19 protein-coding genes are annotated in these 25,782 nt (G+C 73.5%); 2 read left to right on the top strand and 17 right to left on the bottom strand.

Annotated features, from left to right (window positions below):
- Positions 1-205 precede the first annotated feature (205 nt).
- The 9 genes from ABTZ91_RS12940 to ABTZ91_RS12900 form a co-directional block, all read right to left on the bottom strand.
- On the bottom strand, positions 206-1,408 hold the full coding sequence (locus tag ABTZ91_RS12940) for a DNA polymerase III subunit delta' (RefSeq protein WP_352077180.1): 1,203 nt from the start codon (positions 1,406-1,408) through the stop codon (positions 206-208).
- A gap of 109 nt (positions 1,409-1,517) precedes the next feature.
- Positions 1,518-4,844, bottom strand: a complete 3,327-nt coding sequence (gene tmk / locus ABTZ91_RS12935; protein ID WP_352077179.1) for a dTMP kinase — start codon at positions 4,842-4,844, stop codon at positions 1,518-1,520.
- A 130-nt stretch (positions 4,845-4,974) separates the two neighbouring features.
- Entirely contained in the window at positions 4,975-7,839 is a 2,865-nt protein-coding gene (topA, locus tag ABTZ91_RS12930) for a type I DNA topoisomerase (protein ID WP_352077178.1), read from the bottom strand.
- A gap of 256 nt (positions 7,840-8,095) precedes the next feature.
- Positions 8,096-8,293, bottom strand: a complete 198-nt coding sequence (locus tag ABTZ91_RS12925) for a hypothetical protein (RefSeq protein ID WP_352077177.1) — start codon at positions 8,291-8,293, stop codon at positions 8,096-8,098.
- A 1,050-nt stretch (positions 8,294-9,343) separates the two neighbouring features.
- Positions 9,344-10,891, bottom strand: a complete 1,548-nt coding sequence (locus ABTZ91_RS12920; RefSeq protein ID WP_352077176.1) for a class I SAM-dependent methyltransferase — start codon at positions 10,889-10,891, stop codon at positions 9,344-9,346.
- Between the two features lie 201 nt (positions 10,892-11,092).
- Positions 11,093-11,734 (bottom strand): small secreted protein, encoded by a 642-nt coding sequence (locus tag ABTZ91_RS12915; RefSeq protein WP_352077175.1) that lies wholly within the window; start codon positions 11,732-11,734, stop codon positions 11,093-11,095.
- Positions 11,735-11,909: 175 nt separating this feature from the next.
- The gene (locus ABTZ91_RS12910; protein WP_352077174.1) at positions 11,910-14,267 is read right to left on the bottom strand and encodes a sodium-translocating pyrophosphatase; all 2,358 of its coding nucleotides are present in this window, start codon (positions 14,265-14,267) and stop codon (positions 11,910-11,912) included.
- Between the two features lie 240 nt (positions 14,268-14,507).
- Positions 14,508-14,966: an ATP-binding protein gene (locus ABTZ91_RS12905; protein ID WP_352077173.1), complete on the bottom strand. Its 459-nt coding sequence runs from the start codon at positions 14,964-14,966 to the stop codon at positions 14,508-14,510.
- A gap of 66 nt (positions 14,967-15,032) precedes the next feature.
- On the bottom strand, positions 15,033-15,386 hold the full coding sequence (locus tag ABTZ91_RS12900) for an STAS domain-containing protein (protein ID WP_345487142.1): 354 nt from the start codon (positions 15,384-15,386) through the stop codon (positions 15,033-15,035).
- A 79-nt stretch (positions 15,387-15,465) separates the two neighbouring features.
- Between ABTZ91_RS12900 and ABTZ91_RS12895 the strand changes: the two genes are divergently transcribed.
- Positions 15,466-18,126, top strand: a complete 2,661-nt coding sequence (locus ABTZ91_RS12895; RefSeq protein ID WP_407077944.1) for a DEAD/DEAH box helicase — start codon at positions 15,466-15,468, stop codon at positions 18,124-18,126.
- A gap of 53 nt (positions 18,127-18,179) precedes the next feature.
- Here ABTZ91_RS12895 and ABTZ91_RS12890 read toward each other — a convergent pair whose 3' ends face one another.
- The 7 genes from ABTZ91_RS12890 to ssd form a co-directional block, all read right to left on the bottom strand.
- The gene (locus tag ABTZ91_RS12890) at positions 18,180-18,563 is read right to left on the bottom strand and encodes an Rv3654c family TadE-like protein (protein WP_352077171.1); all 384 of its coding nucleotides are present in this window, start codon (positions 18,561-18,563) and stop codon (positions 18,180-18,182) included.
- Positions 18,560-18,901: a TadE family type IV pilus minor pilin gene (locus tag ABTZ91_RS12885; RefSeq protein ID WP_352077170.1), complete on the bottom strand. Its 342-nt coding sequence runs from the start codon at positions 18,899-18,901 to the stop codon at positions 18,560-18,562. Before ABTZ91_RS12885 ends, ABTZ91_RS12890 begins: the two co-directional genes overlap by 4 nt.
- Positions 18,888-19,094 carry a DUF4244 domain-containing protein gene (locus ABTZ91_RS12880; protein WP_352077169.1) on the bottom strand — a complete coding sequence of 69 codons (207 nt, stop codon included), beginning with the start codon at positions 19,092-19,094 and terminating at the stop codon, positions 18,888-18,890. Before ABTZ91_RS12880 ends, ABTZ91_RS12885 begins: the two co-directional genes overlap by 14 nt.
- A 120-nt stretch (positions 19,095-19,214) precedes the next feature.
- Entirely contained in the window at positions 19,215-19,955 is a 741-nt protein-coding gene (locus ABTZ91_RS12875) for a type II secretion system F family protein (RefSeq protein ID WP_407077952.1), read from the bottom strand.
- A 26-nt stretch (positions 19,956-19,981) separates the two neighbouring features.
- Positions 19,982-20,845: a type II secretion system F family protein gene (locus ABTZ91_RS12870; RefSeq protein WP_352077287.1), complete on the bottom strand. Its 864-nt coding sequence runs from the start codon at positions 20,843-20,845 to the stop codon at positions 19,982-19,984.
- A gap of 5 nt (positions 20,846-20,850) precedes the next feature.
- Positions 20,851-22,002 carry a TadA family conjugal transfer-associated ATPase gene (locus ABTZ91_RS12865; RefSeq protein WP_352077167.1) on the bottom strand — a complete coding sequence of 384 codons (1,152 nt, stop codon included), beginning with the start codon at positions 22,000-22,002 and terminating at the stop codon, positions 20,851-20,853.
- Positions 21,999-23,222: a septum site-determining protein Ssd gene (gene ssd, locus ABTZ91_RS12860; protein WP_352077286.1), complete on the bottom strand. Its 1,224-nt coding sequence runs from the start codon at positions 23,220-23,222 to the stop codon at positions 21,999-22,001. The genes ABTZ91_RS12865 and ssd overlap by 4 nt, the downstream gene beginning before the upstream one ends.
- A gap of 479 nt (positions 23,223-23,701) precedes the next feature.
- Here ssd and ABTZ91_RS12855 point away from each other — a divergent pair, with 479 nt between their 5' ends.
- Positions 23,702-24,592 carry an HAD-IB family hydrolase gene (locus ABTZ91_RS12855; RefSeq protein ID WP_352077166.1) on the top strand — a complete coding sequence of 297 codons (891 nt, stop codon included), beginning with the start codon at positions 23,702-23,704 and terminating at the stop codon, positions 24,590-24,592.
- 365 nt (positions 24,593-24,957) lie between these two features.
- Here ABTZ91_RS12855 and ABTZ91_RS12850 read toward each other — a convergent pair whose 3' ends face one another.
- A complete protein-coding gene (locus ABTZ91_RS12850; protein WP_352077165.1) occupies positions 24,958-25,776 on the bottom strand; it encodes an oxidoreductase in 819 nt (272 codons plus the stop codon).
- Between the last annotated feature and the right edge of the window lie 6 nt (positions 25,777-25,782).

The following is a 25,782-nucleotide window of genomic DNA, read 5'->3' as shown; positions in this document are numbered from 1 at the left end:
GGCCCTGTGGACAACCGGCCCCGGATCAGTCCGGAACGGGCCCGGTCCCGGCCCCGGAACAGTCCCGGCGCCGGGATCAGCTCGGACCCGGCTCGGACCCGGCTCGGTCCCGGCCCCGGATCACCCCCGGCGCCGGGATCAGCTCGGACCCGGCTCGGTCCCGGTCCTGGATCAGTCCCGGCCCAACTCGGTCCCGCCCCCCGGATCAGTCCCGCAGGGCCATCGTCATCGCCTCCACCGCCAGCAGCGGCGCCACGTTCCGGTCGAGGGCCTCGCGGCAGGCGAGCACGGCCTCGATCCGGCGCAGGGTGCGCTCGGGGGTGGTGTCGCGGGCGATCTGCTCCAGGGCGTCGCGCACGTCCTCGTTGGCCAGCGGGGTCCTCGCCCGCAGCTGAAGGGCGAGCACGTCGCGGTAGAAGCCGGTCAGGTCGGTGAGCGCGAGGTCGAGGCTGTCGCGCTGGGTCCGGGTGCGGCGGCGCTTCTGCCGCTCCTCCAGCTCCTTCATCGCCCCGGCCGTGCCCCGCGGCATCCGGCCGCCCTGGGACGCGCCGAGCGCCGCCTTCAGGTCCTCGGTCTCCTTGACGTCGACGTCCTCAGCGGCCTGCTTGGCGTCCTCGGCCGCCGCGTCGATCAGCTCCTGGGCCGCCCGCAGCCCGGCACCGACGTCCCCGACCCGCAGCGGGAGCTTGAGCACCACGGCACGGCGGGCGCGGGCCCGCTCGTCGGTGGCGAGCCGCCGGGCCCGGTCGATGTGCCCCTGGGTGGCCCGCGCCGCCGTGTGCGCCGCCTCCGGCTCGACGCCGTCGCGGCGGATCAGCAGGTCGGCGACGGCCTCCACCGAGGGAGTGGTCAGGGTCAGGTGCCGGCAGCGGGAGCGGATGGTGGGCAGCACGTCCTCCAGGGACGGCGCGCACAGCAGCCACACCGTGCGCGGCGCGGGCTCCTCCACCGCCTTCAGGAGCACGTTCGCCGCGCCCTCGGTCAGCCGGTCGGCGTCCTCCAGGACGATGACCTGCCAGCGGCCGACGGCGGGCGACAGCTGGGCCCGCCGGACCAGGTCACGGGTCTCCTTCACGCCGATGGAGAGCAGGTCCGTGCGGACCACCTCGACATCGGCGTGGGTCCCGATGAGAGCCGTGTGGCAGCCGTCGCAGAAGCCGCAGCCGGGTGCCCCGCCGAGCGCCCGGTCGGGGCTCACACACTGCAGCGCCGCCGCGAACGCCCGCGCCGCCGTGTCCCGCCCGGCCCCCGGGGGCCCGGTGAACAGCCAGGCGTGCGTCATCTTCGACGCGTCGGGAGCGGACTCGCCGGCGGCCTGCGCGGTCACGAGCGCGTCGGCGTCGCGCGCGGCGGCGGCCAGCTGCTCCTGGACCCGCGGCTGCCCCACGAGGTCGTCCCATACGGCCATGTCTGATGCCCCTCCTCAGGTACGCCTCCCATTGTGGGGCACCGCACCGACAGCCCCGTCGGCCGCGGGCACGGGCGGACGTGCCAGACCGCGGGGCGCCCGGCGAACGTCAGCGCCGGCGCCGGCGGTCCTCCTCGTCGTCGTCCCCGAACGAGCCGAGCAGTTCGTCCGCGAGGGTCGGCAGGTCGTCGAGCGGGGTCTCCTCGGCCCAGTCCGGGCGACTCCGCGGCCTGCCGTGCTCGTCGAGCTGGGGCAGCTCGCGGGTGCGGTCATTGGCGCCGGCGGTCTCCTCGCCCCGGTCGCGCTCGTCGCGGAAGAAGTCCTGCGGCACCCGGTCGGCGGGGTCGGTGTTCCGTACGGGCGGGAGCACGGCGGTATCGTCGGCGTCCCGGACCTGCGGCAGCACGGCCGTCTCGTCGACGTCCCGGATCCGCGGGATGACCGTGGTGTCCTCGTCGAGCCTGACGATCGGGGTGGGGACGGTGACCTCGTTCGGGGACACGGTGGGCGTGTCGTCCGCCGCCGGGCCGGACTTCGTGCCGCCGGACTTCGAGCCGCCCGGATTCCTCGAGCCCGACTTCCTCGGGTCGGACTTCCTCGCGTCGGTCTGCCTCGCGTCGGTCTCTGCGGCCCCCGACGCCCCCGGCTGCACGTCGCCCGACTTCGCGGCGTCCGGCTGCACGATCGGCGTCGCCACCGTGACCTCGTTCGCCGACTGCTCCAGAGCCCTCGCCTCGGCGGCCCTGCGCTCGGCCTCCGCCTTCTCGGCGGCTGCCTTCTCCGCAGCTGCCTTCTCTGCGGCGGCACGGTCCGCCGCCGCCTTCTCCGCCGCGGCCTTACGGGCGGCTTCCTCCGCCGCCTTGCGGGCAGCCTCCTCGGCCGCCTTCGCCGCCGCGGCCTCCGCGAGCCGGCGGGCCTCCTCGGCGCGCAGCAGCGCCTCCTCGGCCTTGCGCTGCTTCTCGCGGCGGCGCTCCTCGGCCTCGGCCCGCAGCCGGGCCTCCTCCTCGGCCTGCTTGCGGCGTCGGGCCTCCTCCTCGCGGCGCGCCTTCTCCTCGGCCTCGCGGCGCCGGCGCTCCTCCTCGGCGGCGATCCGGGCCTCCTCGGCGCGCTGCCGGGCCTCCTCGGCCTGGCGCTCGGCCTCCAGGCGGCGGGCCTCTTCCTCCTCGCGCCGCTTGCGCTCCTCCTCCTCGGCACGGAGCCTGGCGAGCTGTTCCTGGCGCTCGCGCTCCAGGCGCTCCTCCTCGGCCTTGCGGGCGGCCTCTTCCTCGGCCTTCCGCCGGGCCTCTTCCTCGGCCTTGCGGCGGGCCTCCTCCTGGGCCTTCACCTCGGCCTCGGAGAGCGGCAGCATCCGGTCGAGTCGGTGGCGTACGACGGTGGTGACGGCCTCCGGCTCCTGGCCGGCGTCGACGACGAGGTAGCGGCCGGGGTCGCCGGCGGCGAGGGCGAGGAAACCGGCCCGTACGCGCGCGTGGAACTCGGGCGGCTCGGACTCGAGCCGGTCCGGGGCCTCGGTGAAGCGCTCGCGGGCGGTCTCCGGGGAGACGTCGAGCAGCACGGTCAGGTGCGGTACGAGGCCGCCGGTCGCCCAGCGGTTGATGCGGGCGATCTCGGTCGGGGACAGGTCGCGGCCGGCGCCCTGGTAGGCGACGGACGAGTCGATGTACCGGTCGGAGATCACGACCGCCCCGCGCTCCAGGGCGGGCCGGACCAGCGAGTCGACGTGCTCGGCGCGGTCGGCCGCGTACAGCAGCGCCTCGGCGCGGTTGGACAGTCCGGCGCTGGAGACGTCGAGCAGGATCGAGCGGAGCCGCTTGCCGACCGGGGTGGCGCCGGGCTCGCGGGTGACGACCACCTCGTGGCCCTTGGCGCGGATCCACTCGGCGAGCGCCTGGACCTGGGTGGACTTGCCGGCGCCGTCGCCGCCCTCCAGGGCGATGAAGAAGCCGGTCGCCGACGGTGCCTGGGCCGGGTCGCCGCCGCGCAGCGCGTCGCGCAGGTCGCGGCGGAGCGGGACGCCGGCCCGGTCGTCGGTCTTGGCGAGGACGAGCGCGGCGACGGGCAGGAGCAGCGCGCCGACCAGCATCAGGGTGAAGGCGGCGCCGCCGTGGGCGAAGACGAAGCTTCCGGAGGCGAGCCGGTGCGGGCCGATGGCGGCGGCGAGCAAGGGGGCGCCGAGCGCGCCGACGCCGATGGCGACGCGGACCACGGCCTGGAGGTGGTCGGTGACGCGGGCCCTGCGGGCCTCCTCGGTCTCCTGGTCGATCAGGCCGTGCCCGGTGCGGGCGGCGACACCGGCGGCGTAACCGGCGAGCGCGGCGAGCGCGAGCACGGTCGCCGTGTCCGGGACGAGGCCCATGGCGAGCAGCGCGACGCCGGTGACGGCGAGCGCGAGGGCGAGCAGCCGGCGCCGGGAGAGGACGGTGAGGACCGATCCGGCGGTGCGGATGCCGACGGCGGTGGCGCCGCTGAGCGCGAGGATCAGCAGGGCGTACGTGACGGGCCCGCCGTCCAGGTCGACGGCGTGGAGCACGGCGACGGCCGCGGCGGCGGCGATGGCGGCGGCGACGGTGGCGCAGGCCAGGACGAGCAGCCCGAGCGCGCCGGTGCGGCCCTTGTCCGCGGGCAGTCGCAGGCCCTCCAGGGGCGAGCGGGGGCGCGGGGTGCGGTCGCCGGGCAGTTCGAGCATCCACAGCACGGAGACGGAGGCGGCGAACAGCCCGGCGGCGACGTAGGAGCCGAGGGCGGCCTGGTGCCGTCCGAACCAGTCGACGCCGCTGCCGAGCAGGTTGCTCAGGAGCGTCGCGAGCAGCAGCACGGCGGCCGCGGCGGGCACCGACAGGAAGCCGGTGCGCAGGCTGAGCGTGCGCAGTGCGCCCAGGTGGTCGGGCAGCGGCCGGACGGCGGCGCCTTCGAGCGGCGGGGCGGGCAGCAGCGCGGGGGCGGCGCTCTCCTTCGCGATCGTCCACAGGCGTTCGGCGGCGCCGGTGAGGAAGGCGGTGCCGAGGAGGAAGGCGAGGGCGCCGTCGGGGGTCCAGTCGATCCACAGGGGGGCGACGACGAGCAGTGCGAGCCGCAGTCCGTCGGCGCCGATCATGGTCCAGCGGCGGTCGAGGGGGCCGCCGGGGGCGGTCAGGGTGGTGAGCGGGCCGAGGAGCACGGCGCCGAAGAGGACGGCGGCGAACATCCGGGCGGCGATCACGGCGGCCACGGCGAAGGCGGCGCCCCGGTACCCGCCGCCGAGGGCTCCGGCGGCGGCGGCCGCCTGGAGTCCGAGCAGGATGAGGACGAGGAGGGCGAGGGCGTCGCCCGTACCGCCGACGAGCTGGGCGCTCCACAGCCTTCGCAGGGGCTGGTGGCGCAACAGGGCCCGTACGGCACGCTCCCGGGAATCGGCGACGAGTGCGGCGTCGGTGTCTGGCTGCTCTGCTCGCGTCATCCGTCCACCCTATCCGGACGTTCTTGCTCCCTGCGGCGTCCACCCGAACAAACAGACGGGGGGTGCGGACCCGGTGGTCCGCACCCCCCGTGCTGCCGGGAAGGTCACTCCGGTTCGGCGACGGCCGCCGTCACTCCGACGGCGCGGTGGCCGTCTTCTTCGCGGCGGTGGTCTTCTTGGCCGCCGCCTTCGTCGCCGTCTTCGCCGTGGTGGTCTTGGCGGCCGTGGTCTTCTTCGCGGCCGTCTTCTTGGCGGTGGAGGTGGTCTTCTTCGCCGCGGTCTTCTTGGCGGCGGTCTTCTTCGCCGGTGCCTTCTTGGCCGTCTTCTTCGCGGGGCCCTTGGCCCGCTTCTCGGCGAGCAGCTCGTAACCGCGCTCGGGCGTGATCGTCTCCACGCTGTCGCCGGTGCGCAGGGTGGCGTTGGTCTCGCCGTCGGTGACGTACGGGCCGAAGCGGCCGTCCTTGACGACCACGGGCTTCTCGCTGACGGGGTCGGTGCCGAGCTCCTTCAGCGGGGGCTTGGCGGCGGCGCGGCCACGCTGCTTGGGCTGGGCGTAGATCGCCAGCGCCTCCTCCAGCGTGATCGTGAACAGCTGGTCCTCACTGGTGAGCGAGCGCGAGTCCGTGCCCTTCTTCAGGTACGGCCCGTAGCGGCCGTTCTGCGCGGTGATCTCGACGCCCTCGGGGTCGGTGCCGACGACCCGGGGCAGCGACATCAGCTTGAGCGCCTCCTCCAGGGTCACCGTGTCGATCGACATCGACTTGAAGAGGGAGGCGGTGCGCGGCTTGACGGCGTTCTTGCCGGTCTTCGGGGTGTCCTCGGGGAGGATCTCCGTCACGTACGGGCCGTAGCGCCCGTCCTTGGCGACGATCATGTTGCCGCTGACGGGGTCCTTGCCCAGCTCGAAGTCGCCGCTCGGCTTGGCGAGCAGTTCCTCGGCGTACTCGACGGTCAGCTCGTCGGGCGCCAGGTCCGACGAGATGTCGGCCTTCTGGTAGCCCTCCTGGTCCTTCTCGCCGCGCTCGATGTACGGGCCGTACTTGCCCACGCGGAGCGTGATGCCGTTGCCGACGGGGAAGGAGGAGATCTCCCGGGCGTCGATGGCGCCGAGGTCGGTGACCAGCTCCTTCAGTCCGCCGAGGTGGTCGCCGTCGCCGTTGCCGGCGTCCGCCGCGCCGCCCTGCGTCCCCGCGGAGCCGCCCTCACCGAAGTAGAACCGCTTCAGCCACGGCACGGCCTGGGCCTCACCGCGCGCGATACGGTCGAGGTCGTCCTCCATCTTGGCGGTGAAGTCGTAGTCGACGAGCCGCCCGAAGTGCTTCTCCAGGAGGTTGACGACGGCGAAGGAGAGGAACGACGGCACGAGCGCCGTCCCCTTCTTGAAGACGTAGCCGCGGTCGAGGATGGTGCCGATGATCGAGGCGTACGTCGACGGGCGGCCGATCTCCCGCTCTTCCAGCTCCTTGACCAGGCTGGCCTCGGTGTAGCGGGCCGGCGGCTTGGTCGCGTGGCCGTCGGCGGTGATCTCCTCGGCGGCGAGCGCGTCGCCCTCGGCGACCTGCGGCAGGCGCCGCTCGCGGTCGTCGAGCTCGGCGTTCGGGTCGTCGGCGCCCTCCACGTAGGCCTTCATGAAGCCGTGGAAGGTGATCGTCTTGCCGGAGGCCGAGAACTCGGCGTCGCGGCCGTCGGCGGCGGTGCCGCCGATCTTCACGGTGACCGAGTTGCCGGTCGCGTCCTTCATCTGGGAGGCGACGGTCCGCTTCCAGATGAGCTCGTAGAGCCTGAACTGGTCGCCGGTCAGACCGGTCTCCGCCGGGGTGCGGAAACGATCACCCGAAGGCCGGATCGCCTCGTGCGCCTCCTGGGCGTTCTTGACCTTGCCCGCGTAGACGCGGGGCTGCTCCGGCAGGTACTCGGCGCCGTACAGCTGCGTGACCTGCGCCCGGGCCGCGGCCACGGCGGTGTCGGACAGCACGGTGGAGTCCGTACGCATGTAGGTGATGAAGCCGTTCTCGTACAGCTTCTGCGCCACCTGCATGGTCGCCTTCGCGCCGAAGCCGAGCTTGCGGCTGGCCTCCTGCTGGAGGGTCGTGGTGCGGAAGGGGGCGTACGGGGAGCGGCGGTACGGCTTCGACTCGACCGAGCGGACGGTGAAGCGGGTGTCGGCGAGAGAGGCGGCGAGGGCGCGGGCCTTCTCCTCGTCGAGGTGGAGGATGTTCGCGGTCTTCAGCTGCCCGTCGGCGCCGAAGTCACGGCCCTGCGCGACCCGCTTGCCGTCCACCGTCGCGAGCCGCGCGACCAGCGAGGACGGGTCGGAGGGGTCGCCGGCGCGGCCGGTGGAGAAGGTGCCGGTGAGGTCCCAGTACTCGGCGGAGCGGAAGGCGATGCGCTCGCGCTCCCGCTCGACGACGAGCCGGGTGGCGACGGACTGGACACGGCCGGCGGACAGGCCCCGCATGACCTTCTTCCACAGGACCGGCGAGACCTCGTAGCCGTAGAGGCGGTCGAGGATGCGGCGGGTCTCCTGGGCGTCGACCATCCGCTTGTTCAGCTCGCGCGGGTTGCGCACGGCCTGCTGGATCGCGTCCTTGGTGATCTCGTGGAAGACCATCCGGTGGACCGGGACCTTGGGCTTCAGGACTTCCTGGAGGTGCCAGGCGATGGCCTCGCCCTCGCGGTCCTCATCGGTGGCGAGGAAGAGCTCGTCGGACTCGGCGAGCAGCTCCTTCAGCTTCCTGACCTGCGCCTTCTTGTCGGCGTTGACGACATAGATGGGCTGGAAGTCATGGTCGACGTCGACGCCGAGGCGGCGCACCTCGCCGGTGTACTTCTCCGGCACCTCGGCGGCGCCGCTCGGGAGGTCGCGGATGTGCCCGACGCTCGCCTCGACGACATAGCCGGGGCCGAGGTAGCCCTTGATCGTCTTCGCCTTGGCAGGCGACTCGACGATGACGAGTCGGCGGCCGCCCTGTGCGGTCTCGCTGGTCGGGGACAACTTCGCTCTTCTCTCCGGTCGACGCTCTCTGGCACGTACTGACTGCGTACGTACGGCGCAGCGTACGTACGGCGCTGGCACGCACGGCAGTGGCACGTACGGTGACACTGTCGTCGCTGCGGAGTGTGACGGTACAACCCGCCCCCGTGTCAAACGGCGAAAGCCCGCAACGGCCACTCGAACGGTAACCCGACTTCTGCCCTTCCTGCCGCCCGGACTCCCGGACCGGCGGGGCGTCCGTCCGGCCGGGGCCGCGTCACAGCCGCCCGAAGCACCAGATCCCGAGGAGAAGGAAGACGGCCCCGAAGAGGGTGCTGAGCGCGGCGGCGGCGCCCGGCGTGACGCCGAGCGCGACGGGCTCGCGGTGCCGCACCCGGACGCCCGTCCAGAGCAGCAGCGCGGCTCCGAACAGCGTGAACGCCGCTCCCGCGAAGATCGCCGGCCCGCTCTCCATGCCCGTACCCCGTTCCGTCGCCCGTGGCTCTTCGGCCCCCCGAGCCGAGGCTGGCACCTCGCGGCGTCGTAGGGGCGAATTCCGGGTGAACGGCGCGGAGGGTCCCGAACGGTTTCACGAGGATGGCCGGTACTCCTGCGTCCTCCTCTCTCCTTTCGTCATATCGCTCACATCACGACACTCACGTCACGTCGATCACGTCATGTCCTCCCCATCTCGTCCTCCCCATCACGTCGATCGCATGGGTCAGCGGCAGCAGCTCGCCGGCGATGCGCATCCACTCCGACAGGTGTCCCGGGGCACGGGGGCGCCCGTCAGCAGGAGCAGGCCGGGGCCGGGCAGCGCGCCCGGCGGCACGGGCAGGTCGAGCACGGTCGCGGCGGCGGTGAGCACGAACGCGCTGATGAGCAGCCCGTTGAGGACGTACGGCAGAGCGCGACCCGCCCACGCGGGCCCCGGTGCCGGGGTGAGAGCAGGACGGCCCCGAGGGCGCCGTACCGGCGCTCGTCGGCGACGGCCATCGTCCCGCCGTCCACGCAGGAGGCGGAAGCTGCGGGCACGGCGTTGCCGACACCATGGAAACGGTCGTCGGAGACGCCGAGTTCCCGTCCGAGGAAGACGAAGAAGAAAACCTGAAGGGGCGTCCCCACCAGCAGAGTTCCGATGAACCTGGGCGGCGTCGCCCAGTTGAACAGGGCGCGGTAGGACAGGGCCCCGCCGACCGGCAGCAGCCGGGCGGAGCCGAGGAAGCGGAACTTCTCTGGTGGCCTTTCGGGCCGTACGGCGCGATGGCCCCCTCCCACCGTGCCGCACAGGCGGCTGCGAGTGCCGCGCACGCCGCCTCAGGGTCCGTCAGATACGGCCGCAGGAAGGGTGCGTCCTCCGGTACGGCGTAGCAGTCGGCGACCTGTGCGCGTACCAGCGCGGGTCGGTGGCGCGCAGCAGGTCCAGGGCAGCGTCAGGTGGATGGCGCGGAAGGCGTCCCGCAGGGGGCGCATCGCGATCCGGGGCTCGACGAGGGCGCCCTCGTCGCGCTCGATTTGTATCGACTCACCCGGTCTCCTCTCCGGTGACCGGCAGCAGGAAGCCCTCCTCGACGAGCAGCCGGATGGCCTGCGGGGTGCGGTCCCGCAGCAGGACCGGGTCCTCGCCGGTGAGCTGCCCGATGGCGTCGAGGATCCGTCCGGCGCTCAGCGAGCCGTCGCACACGCCCGCGAAGCCGGCGGCGACGTGGTCGACGCGGGTGGCGCGGCGCATCCCGCGGTTCTGCCGGAGCAGCACATGCTCGGGGTCCTCGGCGCCGGGCAGGCCGACCTGCTCCTGCACGACCTCCGGCGCGAGGACGAAGCGGTCGGCGAGCAGGGCCGCGTCGTCGTGCGTGCGCAGATAGTCCTGGCGCTCGAAGTGGGCCCGTACGGTGTCGCCGAGCGGCTGCTCGACCGGGTGCGGCCACTCCTCCAGGACGATCGACGGCTCGATCGCGCCGGAAGCGACGGCGGCGTTCTTCCGCAGGGTGATCCAGCCGAAGCCGATGCTCCTGGTCCCGCGTGCCTCGAACTCGTCGAGCCACCGCCCGTACGCCAGCCGGTACTCCTCCGGGTCGCCGCGGTGCTCGCCGCTGTCGCGCAGCCACAGCTCGGTGTACTGGGTGACGTCCTGGACCTCGCGCTGCACGATCCAGGCGTCGCAGCCGCGCGGCACCCAGGAACGCAGCCGGTCCTGCCACTCCTCGCCCTCGACGTGCTGCCAGTTGGCGAGGAACTGGGCGTATCCGCCGTCGTTGAGCCGGTCGCCGGCCTGCTGCACGAGCGTGCGGCACAGGTCGTCGCCGGCCATGCCGCCGTCCCGGTAGGTGAGCCCGGTGCCGGGGGAGATCACGAACGGCGGGTTGGAGACGATCAGGTCGTACGTGTCGCCGTCGACCGGCTCGAAGAGCGAGCCCTGCAGCAGCTCGGCGCCGCGGGCGCCGGACAGGGCGAGGGTGAGCCGGGTGAAGTCCAGGGCGCGCGGGTTGAGGTCGGTGGCGGTGACCAGGGTGGCGTGCTGGGCGGCGTGCAGGGCCTGGATGCCGGATCCGGTGCCGAGGTCGAGGGCGGTGGCGACGGGCGTGCGCACGGTGATGCCGGCGAGGGTGGTGGAGGCCCCGCCGACGCCGAGGACGACCCCTTCGTCCTTCTTGCCGATGCCGCCGGCGCCGCCGACGGCGCAGCCGAGGTCGGAGACGATGAACCAGTCCTCGCCGTCCGGGCCGCCGTACGGCCGCACGTCGACCGTAGCGAACACCGCGTCGTCCTCGCGGACCACCCAGCCGTCGGCGATCGCCTCCTCCAGGGGCAGCGCGGCCGCGGCCCGCTTCCGCTCCACCGACCGCTGGAGCAGGAAGATACGGACGAGGGTCTCCAGCGGGGAGTCCCCGCGGGTGGCCCGGAGCGCGGGCACGGTCTCGCTGCGGGCGAGGGCGGCATAGGCCTGCGCACCGAGCAGCTCGAGCAGGCCGTCGGCGGTGAAGTCGGCGGCGAGCAGCGCCTCGCGCAGTCGGGCGGCGTGCGTGGGCACCGGAAGGCTGGGGGTCGTGCTGGTCGTACTCACGTGCCCCATTGTGACGGCCACCACCGACAACGGCCGCACCGACGAGGCCGCCTGTGGACAACGGGCGAGTTCGGCGGGCGGGGAGGGGGGCGCCGCGGCCGGGTTGTGGACAACGGCCGACGACGGGCTCGGCGTACGGCCGGGGACAGCGGCGGGCCGGTCCGGCGAGGACACCGGACCGGCCCGTGGCGCGGCTGCCCGCGGGGAGGGTTACTCCTCGCTCTTGGCGGAGGCGCTGGGCTTGCCGGACGGGCTGGTGGCCGGCGTGCTCGCCGGGCCGCCCGCCTTCGGGGAGGCGGGCGGGGTGGACGCCTTCGGGGTCTGGCAGCCCGGCTGCTTGGCCATGGCCTGGCCGAGCTCGCCCGCCTGGAGCTTGGCGACGGCGTCCTGGTCCATGTTCTGGATCTTCGCGAGGTTGTCCGAGACGACCTTGAGCCCGTCGGCGAACTTCTGCTGGTTCGACGTGTCGAGCGCGTCGACCTGCTTCTTCAGTCCGTCGTACGCGACCGCCGTGGCGTTGAGCTCCTTGATGGCGTCCTGCTGGATCTTCTCCCCGTTGGCGACGGGCGGCGCCCCGGCGCTCTCGACGGCCTTGGCGAGCGCCCGGTCGGCGTCGGCGATGTCCTGGAAGGCCTTCGAGTCGGCCGCCTGGATCGTGGCGGGCTTGCTGTCGGCCGCCGTGGAGATGATCAGTTGGTTGGCGTTGGCCCGCTTCTGGATCTGCGGCTGCGCCTGGTCGCAGAACGTCTTGGCCCAGTCGTTGACCTTGTCGCCCTCGTCGTCGCCGCAACCGGACAGCACGAGCACCAGTACCGCGCCGCCGGACAGTGCGGCCGCAAGCTTCTTGTTCACCGGATCGGTCCCTTCCAAGGCTCTCGGCCCCGGAACATACACGTCGTACCGACGACTTCCACCGATCGTGCGACCGATTCATCCGATATTGAATCCGTTTGCACCAAGGAGACAGGGGCAGACGTCACGTCAGAAAGACGACGCCCGCCCCGCCATGACGACCCGTCGGCGAGCGCTACGGAGTGACCGCCGCGCCCGTCGAGGAGTCGTCCCGGTCGTCGGCCGAGTCCGCCCCGACCGCCACCGACCGCCGCTTGGAGACGCGTACCGCGACCACGATCACGGCGATCGCCACGACGGCGACCAGCGCCCGCAGCCAGGCGCTGGCGTCGTCGCCGTAACTGAACTGCACCACGGCGGGCGCGATCAGCAGCGCGACCAGGTTCATCACCTTCAGGAGCGGGTTGATCGCCGGGCCCGCGGTGTCCTTGAAGGGGTCGCCGACCGTGTCGCCGATGACGGTCGCGGCATGCGCGTCACTGCCCTTGCCGCCGTGATGACCGTCCTCGACCAGCTTCTTGGCGTTGTCCCAGGCCCCGCCGGAGTTGGCGAGGAAGACGGCCATCAGGGCGCCGGTGCCGATCGCCCCGGCGAGGTACGAGCCGAGCGCGCCGACGCCGAGGGTGAAGCCGACCGCGATGGGGGCCATCACGGCGAGCAGTCCGGGCGTGGCGAGCTCGCGCAGCGCGTCCTTGGTGCAGATGTCGACGACCCGCCCGTACTCGGGCTTCTCGCTGTGATCCATGATCCCGGGGTGCTCGCGGAACTGCCGGCGCACCTCGAAGACGACGGCACCGGCCGACCGGGACACGGCGTTGATGGCGAGGCCCGAGAAGAGGAAGACGACCGCGGCGCCGAGGATCATCCCGAAGAGGTTGTTGGGCTGGGAGATGTTCATGGAGAGGTTCATCTCGCTCGCCCTCGCCCCCACTTCACTGACGGAGGTCGCGATGGCGTCCCGGTAGGAGCCGAAGAGCGCGGCCGCGGCGAGGACGGCCGTGGCGATCGCGATGCCCTTGGTGATCGCCTTGGTGGTGTTGCCGACGGCGTCGAGGTCGGTGAGGACCTGCGCTCCGGCGCCCTGTACGTCGCCGGACATCTCGGCGATGCCCTGGGCGTTGTCGGAGACGGGGCCGAAGGTGTCCATGGCGACGATCACGCCGACCGTGGTGAGCAGCCCGGTGCCGGCGAGGGCGACCGCGAACAGCGCCAGTGTGATGGAGGCGCCGCCGAGGAGGAACGACCCGTAGACCGCGAGACCGATCAGGAAGGCCGTGTAGACGGCCGACTCCAGGCCGATGGCGACGCCGGCGAGGACGACGGTGGCGGGGCCGGTCAGCGAGGACTTGCCGATGTCGCGGACCGGGCGCCGGCTGGGCTCCGTGAAGTAGCCGGTGAGCTGCTGGATGAGGGCGGCGAGCACGATGCCGATGGCGACCGCGACCAGGGCGAGCACCCGCGGGTCTCCGCTGTGGGCGGGGATGCCGGGATCGGTGACGCCCTTGAGGTCGGCGTAGGAGGACGGGAGGTAGGCGAAGACGGCGACGGCGACGAGGGCGAGCGAGATGAGGGCGGAGAGGAAGAAGCCCCGGTTGATGGCGGTCATCCCGCTGCGGTCGGCGCGCCGCGGGGCGACCGCGAAGATACCGATCATCGCGGTGACCACGCCGATCGCCGGCACGATCAGGGGGAAGGCGAGGCCGAGGTCGCCGAAGGCGGCTTTGCCGAGGATCAGCGCGGCGACGAGGGTGACGGCGTACGACTCGAAGAGGTCGGCGGCCATGCCCGCGCAGTCGCCGACGTTGTCGCCCACGTTGTCGGCGATGGTGGCGGCGTTGCGCGGATCGTCCTCGGGGATGCCCTGCTCGACCTTGCCGACGAGGTCGGCACCGACGTCGGCGGCCTTGGTGAAGATGCCGCCGCCGACCCTCATGAACATCGCGATGAGTGCGGCGCCGAGGCCGAAGCCCTCCAGGACCTTGGGCGCGTCGGCGGCGTAGACGAGCACGACGCACGAGGCGCCGAGCAGTCCGAGGCCGACGGTGAACATGCCGACCACACCGCCGGTGCGGAAGGCGATCTTCATGGCCCGGTGGGAGACGGACGGCAGATCCTTCTCCGGTTGCCCCTCGGCGGGCGTGGCCTCCCGGGCCGCCGCGGCGACGCGTACGTTCGCACGGACGGCGAGCCGCATGCCGATGTATCCGGTGACCGCCGAGAAGAGCGCGCCGACCAGGAAGAACAGGGAGCGTCCGGCTCGCTGCGACCAGTTGTCGGCGGGCAGCAGGAAGAGCAGGAAGAAGACGACGACGGCGAAGACGCCGAGGGTGCGCAGCTGCCGGGCGAGATAGGCGTTCGCGCCCTCCTGCACGGCCGCGGCGATCTTCTTCATGGTGTCCGTGCCCTCGCCGGCCGCGAGGACCTGGCGGACCAGGACTTGCGCCACGACCAGCGCCGCGAGCGCGACCGCCGCGACGACGACCACGATCACGCGGTTCTCCTGAGTGAGCACCGCGGCTGCGAGACCCGCCATTCCGTCCTCCTTGACGTCGCGTGGTCAAGACAAGCCGGATTGTAAGGAGGCAAACCCGGTCAAAGCAGGGCGCCGCAGTGCGAAATCATGAATAGTTCGTAAGTACCACCGAATGCGGTAACGGCCCTGAACCATTCGATGGCGTGCGAGAACGAAAAAGAGGCCCTGCGATGCAAGGCCTCTTTCCGGTGGCTGATCAGCTGACCGAGTGATCGGGTGATCCCGGGAGCGGCGCCGGGGTCAGGCGAGTGGGGCGTCCGGGTTGGCGGGCCAGCTCATGCGGATGGTGCCGCCGTCCTCCCCGGCCATCACCTCGACGTCGTCGACGAGCCCGCGGATCACCGCGAGGCCCATCTCGTCCTCGCCGTCGGCATCGTCGAACTCCTCGGCCGGCGCCGCGGCACGCGCACCGGGCACACCGGCGGCATCCGCCGCCGCCACGCCCGCGCCCGGCACCTCGTCGCCGACCTCGATGGAGAAGGTCTTCTCCTCCTCGGTGAGCACGACTCTGACCGGGGTGGTCACGCCGTTGCTGCGATGCAGCCCGACCGCTCGGGAGCAGGCCTCGCCGACGGCGAGCCGGACCTCGTCGAGGACCGCCTCGTCGACCCCGGCCCTGCGCGCCACCGCGGCAGCCACCAGGCGGGCCGTGCGGACGTGCTCGGGCTGGGCGCTGAAGAGGAGTTCAACGGTGGCCATGCGATCGATCCCCCTGGGGTTCTCGGCGGCTGCGCGGGCTCTGCGGAGCGACGGCTGCGCGTGGCCTCAGTCGGCGGCGTTGATGGCCTCGTCGACCGAGGTGTGGATCGGGAACACCTTGGTCAGACCGGTGATCCGGAAGATCTTGAGAATGCGCTCCTGGTTGCAGACCAGACGCAGCGATCCCTCATGCGCGCGGACGCGCTTCAGGCCGCCCACCAGCACGCCGAGGCCGGTCGAGTCGAGGAAGTCCACGCCTTCCATGTCGACAACCAGGTGGTAGCTGCCGTCGTTCACCAACTCGACCAACTGCTCGCGCAGCTTGGGCGCGGTATACACATCAATCTCGCCACCGACCTCGACGACCGTACGGTCGCCATTGGGGCCGGGCACAGTGCGAGTCGACAGAGACAGGTCCACGGGTCCTCCAGCACCTAGCTATCGAGCGGCCGTCCCTCGAGGTCTCCCGTGCGGAGCCACGGGACGGATGCCGGCCGCGATGGCATTCAATCACTTACCGGCAGTCATGCACGACGCCTTGGAAGCATTGTCCGTCACGCCGGTGACACACTCGGTGCCGATGGCCAAGAATCACCGTCCCAGCCGACCCACCGGGGAAGCGGGCAGTCGCCCCTCTCCCGGTGAGGTCCTCGACCGGCTCTCGCGAGGCGAGAGCCGGGCCGCGCGCATCACCCATACGGAGCATCTGCCCGCCCGTGCGGGCCGTCATGCCGTCTGGCCGCACCGCATCCGGGCCGAGGTGATCGCCGCCATCGAGAAGGCCGGCATCGAGCACCCCTGGGCCCACCAGGCCGAAGCCGCCGAGCACGCTCTGGACGGCACCTCGGTGGTGATCGCCACAGGAACCGCCTCGGGCAAGTCGCTCGCCTATCTCACCCCCGTCCTGTCCACCCTCCTGGACGGCGCCGAGGCCGCCAACGGGCGCGGCACCACCGCCCTGTACCTGGCCCCCACCAAGGCCCTCGCCGCCGACCAGCGGCGCGCCGTGCGCGAGCTGGCCGCACCGCTCGGCAACCGGATCCGGGCCGCCGTCTACGACGGCGACACGCCGGTCGAGGAACGCGAGTGGGTCCGTCAGTACGCCAACTACGTGCTCACCAACCCCGACATGCTGCACCGGGGCATACTTCCCTCCCACCCCCGTTGGGCCTCCTTCCTGCGCTCCCTGCGCTATGTCGTGATCGACGAGTGCCACACCTACCGGGGGGTCTTCGGCTCCCACGTCGCCCAGGTGCTGCGCCGACTGCGCCGTGTCTGCGCCCGGTACGGCTCCGAGCCGGTCTTCCTGCTCGCGTCGGCCACCTCCGCCGAACCGGCCCTCGCCGCCGGCCGTCTCACCGGCCTGCCGGTCACGGAGGTGTCCGACGACGCCTCCCCGCGCGGCGACATGGTCTTCGCGCTGTGGGAGCCGCCGCTGACCGAGCTGCACGGCGAGCAGGGCGCCCCCGTCCGCCGCACCGCCACCGCCGAGACCGCCGACCTGCTGACCGACCTGGCGGTGCAGGGCGTCCGCTCGGTCGCCTTCGTCCGCTCCCGCCGCGGCGCCGAACTGATCTCGGTGATCGCCCAGGAACGCCTCGCCGAGGTCGACCGCTCCCTCGCCCGGCGTGTCGCCGCCTACCGGGGTGGCTATCTGCCCGAGGAGCGCCGTGCCCTGGAGCGGGCCCTGCACTCCGGGGAACTCCTCGGTCTGGCCGCCACGACGGCCCTGGAGCTGGGCGTGGACGTCTCGGGCCTGGACGCCGTCGTGATCGCCGGCTACCCGGGCACCCGGGCCTCCCTGTGGCAGCAGGCCGGCCGCGCGGGCCGCAGCGGCGAGGGCGCGCTCGCGATCCTGGTCGCCCGCGACGATCCGCTGGACACCTTCCTGGTCCACCACCCGGAGGCGATCTTCCGGCAGCCCGTCGAGTCGACCGTCCTCGACCCCGACAACCCCTACGTCCTCGCCCCGCACCTGTGCGCCGCCGCCGCCGAGCTGCCGCTGACCGAGCCCGACCTGGCACTGTTCGGCCCGGCCGTGCCGGATCTGCTGCCCCAGCTGGAGGCCGCCGGGCTGCTGCGCCGCCGCTCCACGGGCTGGTACTGGACGCGCCGGGAGCGGGCCGCCGACCTGACCGACATCCGCGGTGGCGGCGGCACGCCCGTCCGGATCGTCGAGGCCGGCACCGGCCGGCTGCTCGGCACGGTCGACGAGGCCGCTTCCCACGCCTCCGTCCACGAGGGGGCCGTCCACCTCCACCAGGGCCGCACCTATCTGGTCCGCGAGCTCGACCTCAAGGACTCGGTGGCCCTCGTCGAGGAGGCGAACCCGCCCTACTCGACCACCGCCCGCGACACCACCTCCATCTCCGTCCTGTCCACCGACACCGAGATCCCGTGGGGAGCCGGCCGCCTCTGCTACGGCTCCGTCGAGGTCACCAACCAGGTCGTCTCCTTCCTCCGCCGCCGCCTGATCACCGGCGAGGTGCTCGGCGAGACCAGACTCGACCTGCCGCCCCGCACCCTGCGCACCCGGGCCGTGTGGTGGACGGTCACCGAGGACCAGCTGGACGCCGCCCGGATCAACCCGGAGATCCTCGGCGGCGCCCTGCACGCCGCCGAACACGCCTCCATCGGCATGCTGCCGCTCTTCGCGACCTGCGACCGCTGGGACATCGGCGGAGTCTCCGTCCCGCTCCACCCCGACACCCTGCTGCCGACCGTCTTCGTCTACGACGGCCACCCCGGCGGCGCCGGCTTCGCCGAACGCGCCTTCCACACCGCCCGCTCCTGGCTCACCGCCACCCGCGAGGCCATCGCCTCCTGCGAATGCGACTCCGGCTGCCCCTCCTGCATCCAGTCCCCCAAATGCGGCAACGGCAACGACCCCCTCCACAAACGAGGCGCCGTCCGCCTGCTGACGGAGCTCCTGCGCGGAGCCCCTGAGGAGGACACCGAGAAGGGCGCAGGGGCCGGCTCGGGGCCGGGTGCGGGGCAGGAGGCGGGACCGGGTACCGGGCCGGACCCCGGACCCGACGCGGGACCAGGTGCCGGGCCGGACGCCGGACCGGACGCGCGACCAGGTGCCAGACCGGACACGGGACCAGGTGCCGGGCCGGACCCCGGACCGGACGCGCGACCGGACTCGGACGGGGCGTAGCCCGGGTGAGCCCGGGGGCCCGGGCGCCGACGAGGCAGGGCTCGTGATCAGCCTTACGGGCGAGGTGGCCCCGGCGACGGGCCGGGAAGGGACGCGGACAGCGGAGGGCCCGCGCGCGACCTGGTCGCGGTCGTCCAGGGGCCGAGGGTGACGCGGGCGGTGACGTCCGCGATGTCCTCGCGGACCCGGCAGCGCACCAGGGTGGCGCCCTGGGCCGCCGCCACCCGGGTGGCGGCCGCGCAGGCGTCCTCCTCGCCCCACAGGGCGCGGTCGGCGGCGGCGAGGGCCGCCAGGTCGGCCGCGCCGCCCGCACGGTGGCGCGCGGTGACGGCCTGGCCGAGCGCGAGCACGGCGCCGAAGACGACGCACAGCGCGCAGGCCGCGATCGCCGTCCACACCGTCGCCGCTCCCCGGTCGGCCCGGCCGGTGCCCCTCACAGCGTGTCCTCGGCGAGTGCCACCGCCGCGGCCCGCAGGGTGAGCCCCAGCCCGCCGGGCCCGGGTGTCGTCGACTCCACGGTGACCCGCCAGAGGTCGCCCTCCCGTACGACGCCGACCCTGGCGCCTTCGGGAGCGGCGGCCCTGGCCGCGGCCTCGGCGGACGGCACCGGCTCCGAGCGGGCCACCAGCCGTGCCCCGGCCCTGGCCGCGTCGACGCACTGGATCTGTGCGGCAGCCGCGGCCAGCGCCCACAGCAGAGCCGCGGTGAAGAGGACCAGGGCGGGCAGCACGACCGCGGCCTCCGCGCTCACCGAACCCCGGTCAGAACGGCGCATCGAGGGCCTTCCCGATCACCGACTCCAGGGCCTTCGTGACCGCGCCGCTGGTGAGGACCTTGTAGAGCACGGCGGCGAAGGCCGCCGCCGCGATCGTGCCCATCGCGTACTCCGTCGTGCTCATTCCGGCGTCCCGCCGTGCCGCGGCCCTCCGGGTCCGCCACCACCCGTTCACGCGCTTTCCGATCTTCATCCCGTCACTCCCGTTCGTCCCACTCGTGTCGTCGTGCCGGCGTGTCGTCATGTCGTCGTGCCGGCGCTCGCCTCGTCGGCGTGCCGTCGTGTCCCGGTGCCGTCCTTTTCTCGTCCGCTGTCACCGCCCACCGAGCAGTCCGCTCGCCAGACCGATCACCACCGGTGCCACCCCCACCGCCAGGAAGGCGGGCAGGAAGCACAAGCCGACCGGCGCGGTGATCAGCACCTGTGCCCGCTGTGCCCGGGTCGTCGCAGCGCGGGCGCGTGCCGCCCGGAGCCCGTCGGCGTGCCGCGCCACGGCCTCGGCCGCAGGGGCCCCGGAGGAGGCCGCGCGCTCCAGGCAGCGGGCCAGGCCCTCCGCGCCGGGTATCGCCCCGAACCTCCGCCACACCTCGGCCGGTTCGCCCCCGAGCCGAAGCTCCGCCGCCGTACGAACCAGCCGCTCCCCGAGCGGTCCGCCCAGCGACCGGCCGACCGCCTCGGCGGACTCGACCGGCCCGGCCCCGGCGGAGGCGCAGGCCGCCAGCAGGTCGGCGGCGAGCGGCAGCTGACGCACCGCCTGCGCGTCGACCGCGCCGCCACCCGCGACCGCGCCCGGTGGCCGTCGCGCTTGCCACCGCCTGAGTCCCCACGCGGCGCCGATCCCGGCGAGGAGACCGAGGAGCCCTCCCATCAGCACAAACGCGCCGAGACCCGCCAGGCACGGCACGCCCCAGGCCCTCAGCGGGGCAGGGAGGCCGCCCCTCCGGCCCGGCGAAGGCCCCGGCTGCGGCTGCCCGGCCGTGAGGAGTTCCGTCATCCGCCGGAGCGCCTGCCGGCGGCGGCGGCGCTCCGCGACGGCCACGGCCACCGCCGCCATGGCGCACAGAGCCGCGAGCAGTGCCGTCACGGCCGCTCACCCGCCCGCACGATCCGGGCCGCCCACCAGAGCCCCAGGGCCTCCAGAACGCCGCCGACGACCAGGCATCCCAGGCCCGCGGGAGTGTGCAGCAGCACCCACAGCGGGCGGGCGCCGAGGGCCGCACCGAGGCCGAGCCCTGCGACCGGAAGGACGGCCAGCACGGCCACCGTGGCCCACGCGCCGGCCAGTTGGGAGCGCAGCCGCTGCTGCTGGTCCCGGTGGGCGCGCAGGGCGGCCTCCAGTCGGTCGAGGCCGGCGGCCAGACCGGCGCCGCCGTCCACGGCCACCTGCCAGCAGGCGGCCATTCCCGCGAGGCCGTCGGCACCGTCCCGCCGCGCCGCGCGCCGCAGTGCCTCGGGCACGTCCCCGCCGAACCGGGCCGCCGCGAGGACCGCGGCCTCGTCCTGGTCGAGCGCCCCCGTCGTCCGTGCCGCGTAGGCGAGCGCCTGCGTGGGCTGCCGACCCGCTCTGAGCTCTCCGGCGACCGTCCCGCACAGCGTCACCACCCGGTCGGCGCGTGCCTCCTGCTCCCGCCCGGCGCGGGCCGCCCGCAGCCCGCGCCCGACCAGCGGCACGGCGGCCGCCCCGACGAGCAGCGGAAGAGGCGAGGAGCCAAGGAGCGCGAGCGCTCCCGCCACCGGCAGGCACAGCCACTCCCGCCGACCGCGCACCGCCTGCCACCACCGTCCGGCGACCACCGGCCAGAGCGACACCCCGGGGCCGCCCGGCAGGGCCAGAACCGTACGGGCCCTGCGGGCCGCCCGTTCACCCTCCGCCGTCCACCACAGCGCCGCCACCGCGCACAGCGCCGCCGCTGCCTGCGCCGGGAGTCCGCCCGGCATCGTCATCGTCGTCACCGCTCCCCTCCGATCAGCGACCGCAGTCGCCCCCAGCCCCGCTCCCGCTCGAATCCGTCCGCCGCCCAGCGCAGCGCGGGCACCGTCACCACCAGTCCGTCCCGGTCCCGTTCGAGGACGTGCACCTCGGCGATCCGCCGCCGCCCGGACCGGTCCCGCACCAGGTGCAGCACCGCCGAGAGACCGGCGCCCAACTGGCTGTGCAGGGCGGCCCGGTCGAGGCCGGCCGCCGTTCCCAGGGCTTCGAGACGGGCGGGGACGTCCGCCGCCGTGTTGGCGTGGACCGTCCCGCAGCCTCCTTCGTGGCCCGTGTTCAGGGCGGCCAGCAGGTCGACCGCCTCAGGGCCCCGGACCTCGCCGACGACGAGCCGGTCCGGCCGCATCCGCAGCGCCTGCCGCACCAGGTCCCGCAGCGTCACGAGGCCGGCGCCCTCCTGGTTGGGCGGGCGTGCCTCCAGGCGCACCACGTGGGGGTGGTCGGGGCGCAGTTCGGCCGAGTCCTCGGCGATGACGATCCGCTCCCGCGCGCCCACCAGGCCGAGCAGCGTGGACAGCAGGGTGGTCTTGCCCGAGCCGGTGCCGCCGCTGACGAGGAACGAGACGCGGGCCTCGACGAGCGCCCTCAGCACCGGCTCGCCGCCCGGCGGGACGGTGCCCGCGTCGGCCAGCTCCCGTACGGAGAAGGCCCTCGGCCGCACCACCCGCAACGACAGACAGGTGGAGCCGACGGCGACCGGCGGAAGGACGGCATGCATCCGGGTGCCGTCCGGCAGCCGGGCGTCCACCCAGGGCCGGGCGTCGTCGAGGCGTCGTCCGGCCACGGCCGCGAGCCGCTGGGCGAGCCTCCGTACCGCCGCCGCGTCCGGGAACGTCACCCCGGTCGGTTCGAGCCCCGCGCCGCGGTCCACCCAGACGCGGTCGGGCGCACAGACCAGGACGTCGGTGACGTCCGGGTCGGCGAGCAGCGGCTCCAGTGGTCCGGTGCCGACCAGTTCGCTGCGCAGTTCCTCGGCCGCGCCGAGCACTTCGGCGTCCCCGAGCAGACGGCCCTGGGCGCGCAGCGCCGCCGCGACCCGTGCCGGGGTCGGCTCGGCGCCGCTCTCGGCGAGCCGCTGCCGCACGGCGTCGAGCAGCCCCGCGCCGCTCATGCCGCACGCTCCGGGAGCAGGACCCGGTCCCAGAACGCGGTGGAGAACCGGGCGAGTGGGCCGCGGGCGTCGGTGCCGGGTGGTGATCCGCCGTCTCCGGCCGCCGAGAGGCCCGGTTCGTAGGGGAGTTCGCCGGCGAGGGGCAGTCGCAGGGCGTCGGCGATCCACCGCTCGTCGAGCCCGGGCGCGTAGGGCCCGCGCACCACCGCGCGGAGGTCCGCGAGCACCATGCCGACCTCGCAGGCCACACGCTGGGCAGCGGCGACGGCCCGCAGTTCCCCGGGGACGAGCAGCAGGCCGAGGTCGAGCTGGGCGAGGGCCTCGGTGGCGGCGCCGTCGATCCTGCGGGGCAGGTCGACCACGACGACCCCGTCGCGCCTGCGGGCGGCGGCCAGCACCGAGCGCATGGCCTCCGGTGGCACGAGGACCGAGTCGCCCCGGTCCCAGCTGAGCACCCGAAGGCCCCGCACCGAGGGCAGCGACTCCTCCAGGGCGCCGCCGGCGACGCGTCCCTTCGAGGCGGCGAAGTCGGGCCAGCGCCGCCCTTCGACCCGCTCTCCGCCCAGCAGCACGTCGAGTCCGCCGCCGAGCGGGTCGCCGTCGACGAGCAGAGTGCGCCGGCCGGCGCGCGCCGCGGCGAGGGCCAGGGCGCAGGCGAGGGTCGACGCTCCGGCGCCTCCTCGTCCGCCGATGACGCCCACGGTCAGCGCCTGCCCGTCGGCTCCTTCGACGGCGTCGGCGATCAGGTCGACGAGGCGGCCTTCGGCATCGGGCAGGATCAGGACGCTCTCCGCCCCGATCTCGACGGCGTGCCGCCACATGCCCGGGTCGTCCGGCTCGCGGCCGATGAGCAGCACGCCGGGCCGGCGGGTGGCGCCGCGGCAGCGGGCCGCCGCGTCGTCGCCGACGAGGACGAGCGGTGGGTCGGTCCAGGCCGCCCGGTGCTCGGGCACGGTGTGGTGTACCTCGGGCTCGGCACCGGCGGCGGCGCACAGCCGCAGCAGGTCGTCGAGGAGCACGAGGTCCTCGGTGACGATCAGCGGGCGGGCCGGCCGCACTCCGTCCGCGCTCTCCGCGTCCTGTGCGGCCGCGTACCCCGCCGGCCCGCCCCCGCCCCCACCTCTACTCGCACCCGCACCCGCACGTTCCCGTCCGTCCCCGCCCGGCCTGGCGGCCCGACCCGTGCTCGCGTACGGGCTGATCGCCGCCCCGTCTCGCATCCGCGTTCCGGAAGCCTTCGATCCCTTCACGGCACACCCCTCACGTGATTCCTGCGGTCCGCGGACTTCGCGGGCCGGAATCACCGTGCAGGCGTATCGGAAATCTTGTGGATCTTGGTCAAAAACTGTGGATAACTCATCGCCTGTGAATAACTTCGCCACCCGAACAGGTACTGCCCGGAGAGCATCCCTTCGACTACGGTGAGTAACGAAACGAGGGTGCTCACGCTCGGACGCCCGATGGCGGGCGTGGGTCGAAGGGAGAGGCGAAGATGGTGCAACGATGGACGAAAACGCGTCCGGACATGCGACGACCCCCGCCGGGGGGGAGAGCGGGGGTCGTCTCTCCGGCCGACTCGGGGGGGGAGGAGCCGGTCCGGGTTAGCACGGTCGCGAACGATCCGTGACTTCCATGGTGTACCCGAGAGCCTTCTCAGGCAAACCCACACGCCCGAGCGTACGCCGAATGGCGGGCACCTATGCTCGGGCTCGTGGAAAACCACTCGATGCCGCGCGCAGCCGCCTTCTTTGACCTGGACAAGACGGTCATTGCGAAGTCCTCGACGCTGACCTTCAGCAAGTCCTTCTACCGGGGCGGACTGATCAGTCGCCGTGCCGCGCTGCGGACGGCGTACATCCAGTTCGTCTACCTGGTGGGCGGAGCAGACCACGACCAGATGGAGCGGATGCGCGAATATCTTTCGACGCTCTGCAAAGGCTGGAACGTCGCCCAGGTCAAGGAGCTCGTGGCGGAAACGCTGCACGACCTCATCGACCCGCTCATCTACGACGAGGCGGCCTCGCTCATCGAGGACCACCACGCCGCCGGCCGCGACGTCGTGATCGTCTCGACGTCCGGGGCCGAGGTGGTCGAGCCCATCGGCGAGATGCTCGGCGCCGACCGGGTGGTCGCCACCCGGATGGTGGTCGGCGAGGACGGCTGCTTCACGGGCGAGGTGGAGTACTACGCGTACGGCCCGACCAAGGCGGAGGCGGTCCGCGAGCTCGCCGAGTCCGAGGGGTACGACCTGTCCCGCTGCTACGCCTACAGCGACTCCGCGACCGATCTGCCGATGCTGGAGGCCGTGGGCCACCCCTACGCCGTGAACCCCGACCGGACGCTGCGCCGGGAGGCGACCGCCCGGGACTGGCCGGTGCTGGTCTTCAACAGGCCGGTCCGGCTCAAGCAGCGGCTGCCGGAGTTCCGGATGCCGCCTCGCCCGGCCCTCGTCGCCGCCGCGGCCGTGGGCGCGGCGGCGGCCACCGCCGGACTCGTCTGGTACGCCAGTCGCCGTCGGCAGGCCGCGCTGACCCGCGCGGCGACGGCCGCCAAGGCCGTTCCTCTCGCCGATCGCTTTGCCCGGATTTGAGACGAAAGCAAAGAAGCGGAGCCAGGACTTTCGCTTCCTTCCGGACAGGAGTAGAAAGGAATCAGGCCCGCGAGACCTAGGACATCCGAGAGGATCACCTGTTGAGCAAGAAGGCCCCACGGACCTAAGCACGGAAACCTGGCACCCACGCGACGTCGACCCTTCGATTAAGGGCCAGCCGCACCAGGCGAAGGGCAAAGTTCCCCGCCTGATGGGCACATATCGAGGACGCTTGGTAACTGGGCGGACGTGCCAGCGGCGGTACCGAAGTCTGGTACCGCCGCAACCCTTGTCGGCGCAACGACAGCGCAATCCTCGTCAGGCCACCCCTTGTCAGCGCGCCCCTCTGCCGAGGGTGCGCGGCCTCAGGCCGCGCCGCGCTGCAGCGCCTCGCAGACCGCCGTCGACTCCCGGACGCCGAGCTCCACCGCCCGACCGCAGTGCGCGATCCAGGTGGCCATGCCCTCCGGGGTCCCCGACAGGTATCCCTCGAAGGCGGCCAGATAGGCCGCCCGCCCGAGTTCCGCGTGGCCGACCTCGGCCGGGCAGATCGCCTTCGGGTCGAGCCCGCTGCCGACCAGCACGATCCGCTCCGCCGCCCGCGCCACCAAGCCGTTGCGCGAGGTGAAGGGCCGCAGGGCGAGCAGCTCGCCGTGCACGACGGCGGCCGTGACCAGGGCCGGGGCGTTGCCGCCCGCGATGATCAGGTCGGCAAGCCCGTCGAGCCGGCCCGAGACCTCGGCCGGATCCGGCAGCGGCGCCTCGATCAGCGGCTCGTCCACCGCCTCGCCCGCCTGGCGCGGCCGGCCCGTCGAGTCGCGCGGCTCACCCTCGGCGACCAGGTGCAGCCGGGCGAGCACCCGCAGCGGCGACTGGCGCCAGATGGAGAGCAGCTGACCGCACTCCGCCGTCAGCCGCAGGGCCCCGCCGACCGTGCGGGCCTCCGCGTCCGCGCTGAAGTCCGTACGCCGCCGGACCTCCTCCAGGGCCCAGTCGGCGCCCGAGAGCGCGGCCGAGGCGCGCGCCCCACGCAGCGCCGCCTCGGAGGTGATCTCGTTGCTGCGGCGGCGCATCACGCGGTGGCCGTAGACCCGGTCGACGGCCTTGCGTACGGAGTCCACCGAATCGGCGACGCCCGGCAGGGAGCCGAGGGTGGCCAGGGGGTCAGAGGCGTGCGTACTCATAAGTAG

It is taken from the genome of Streptomyces sp. NPDC126499, assembly GCF_040302485.1.
GTDB lineage: Bacteria > Actinomycetota > Actinomycetes > Streptomycetales > Streptomycetaceae > Streptomyces.
Note: the sequence above shows the minus strand (reverse complement) of the source record. Positions and strands in the feature narration are given on the sequence as shown.

Bases quoted from the DNA above. Each gene is read 5' to 3' on its own strand.
- ABTZ91_RS12940 (WP_352077180.1), bottom strand. From the start codon at position 1,408: ATGGCCGTATGGGACGACCTCGTGGGGCAGCCGCGGGTCCAGGAGCAG.
- tmk (WP_352077179.1), bottom strand. From the start codon at position 4,844: ATGACGCGAGCAGAGCAGCCAGACACCGACGCCGCACTCGTCGCCGAT.
- ABTZ91_RS12925 (WP_352077177.1), bottom strand. From the start codon at position 8,293: ATGGAGAGCGGGCCGGCGATCTTCGCGGGAGCGGCGTTCACGCTGTTC.
- ABTZ91_RS12920 (WP_352077176.1), bottom strand. From the start codon at position 10,891: ATGGGGCACGTGAGTACGACCAGCACGACCCCCAGCCTTCCGGTGCCC.
- ABTZ91_RS12910 (WP_352077174.1), bottom strand. From the start codon at position 14,267: ATGGCGGGTCTCGCAGCCGCGGTGCTCACTCAGGAGAACCGCGTGATC.
- ABTZ91_RS12905 (WP_352077173.1), bottom strand. From the start codon at position 14,966: ATGGCCACCGTTGAACTCCTCTTCAGCGCCCAGCCCGAGCACGTCCGC.
- ABTZ91_RS12895 (WP_407077944.1), top strand. From the start codon at position 15,466: ATGGCATTCAATCACTTACCGGCAGTCATGCACGACGCCTTGGAAGCA.
- ABTZ91_RS12885 (WP_352077170.1), bottom strand. From the start codon at position 18,901: ATGCGCCGTTCTGACCGGGGTTCGGTGAGCGCGGAGGCCGCGGTCGTG.
- ABTZ91_RS12880 (WP_352077169.1), bottom strand. From the start codon at position 19,094: ATGAAGATCGGAAAGCGCGTGAACGGGTGGTGGCGGACCCGGAGGGCC.
- ABTZ91_RS12875 (WP_407077952.1), bottom strand. From the start codon at position 19,955: ATGGCGGCGGTGGCCGTGGCCGTCGCGGAGCGCCGCCGCCGCCGGCAG.
- ABTZ91_RS12870 (WP_352077287.1), bottom strand. From the start codon at position 20,845: ATGACGATGCCGGGCGGACTCCCGGCGCAGGCAGCGGCGGCGCTGTGC.
- ABTZ91_RS12865 (WP_352077167.1), bottom strand. From the start codon at position 22,002: ATGAGCGGCGCGGGGCTGCTCGACGCCGTGCGGCAGCGGCTCGCCGAG.
- ssd (WP_352077286.1), bottom strand. From the start codon at position 23,222: ATGCGAGACGGGGCGGCGATCAGCCCGTACGCGAGCACGGGTCGGGCC.
- ABTZ91_RS12855 (WP_352077166.1), top strand. From the start codon at position 23,702: ATGCTCGGGCTCGTGGAAAACCACTCGATGCCGCGCGCAGCCGCCTTC.
- ABTZ91_RS12850 (WP_352077165.1), bottom strand. From the start codon at position 25,776: ATGAGTACGCACGCCTCTGACCCCCTGGCCACCCTCGGCTCCCTGCCG.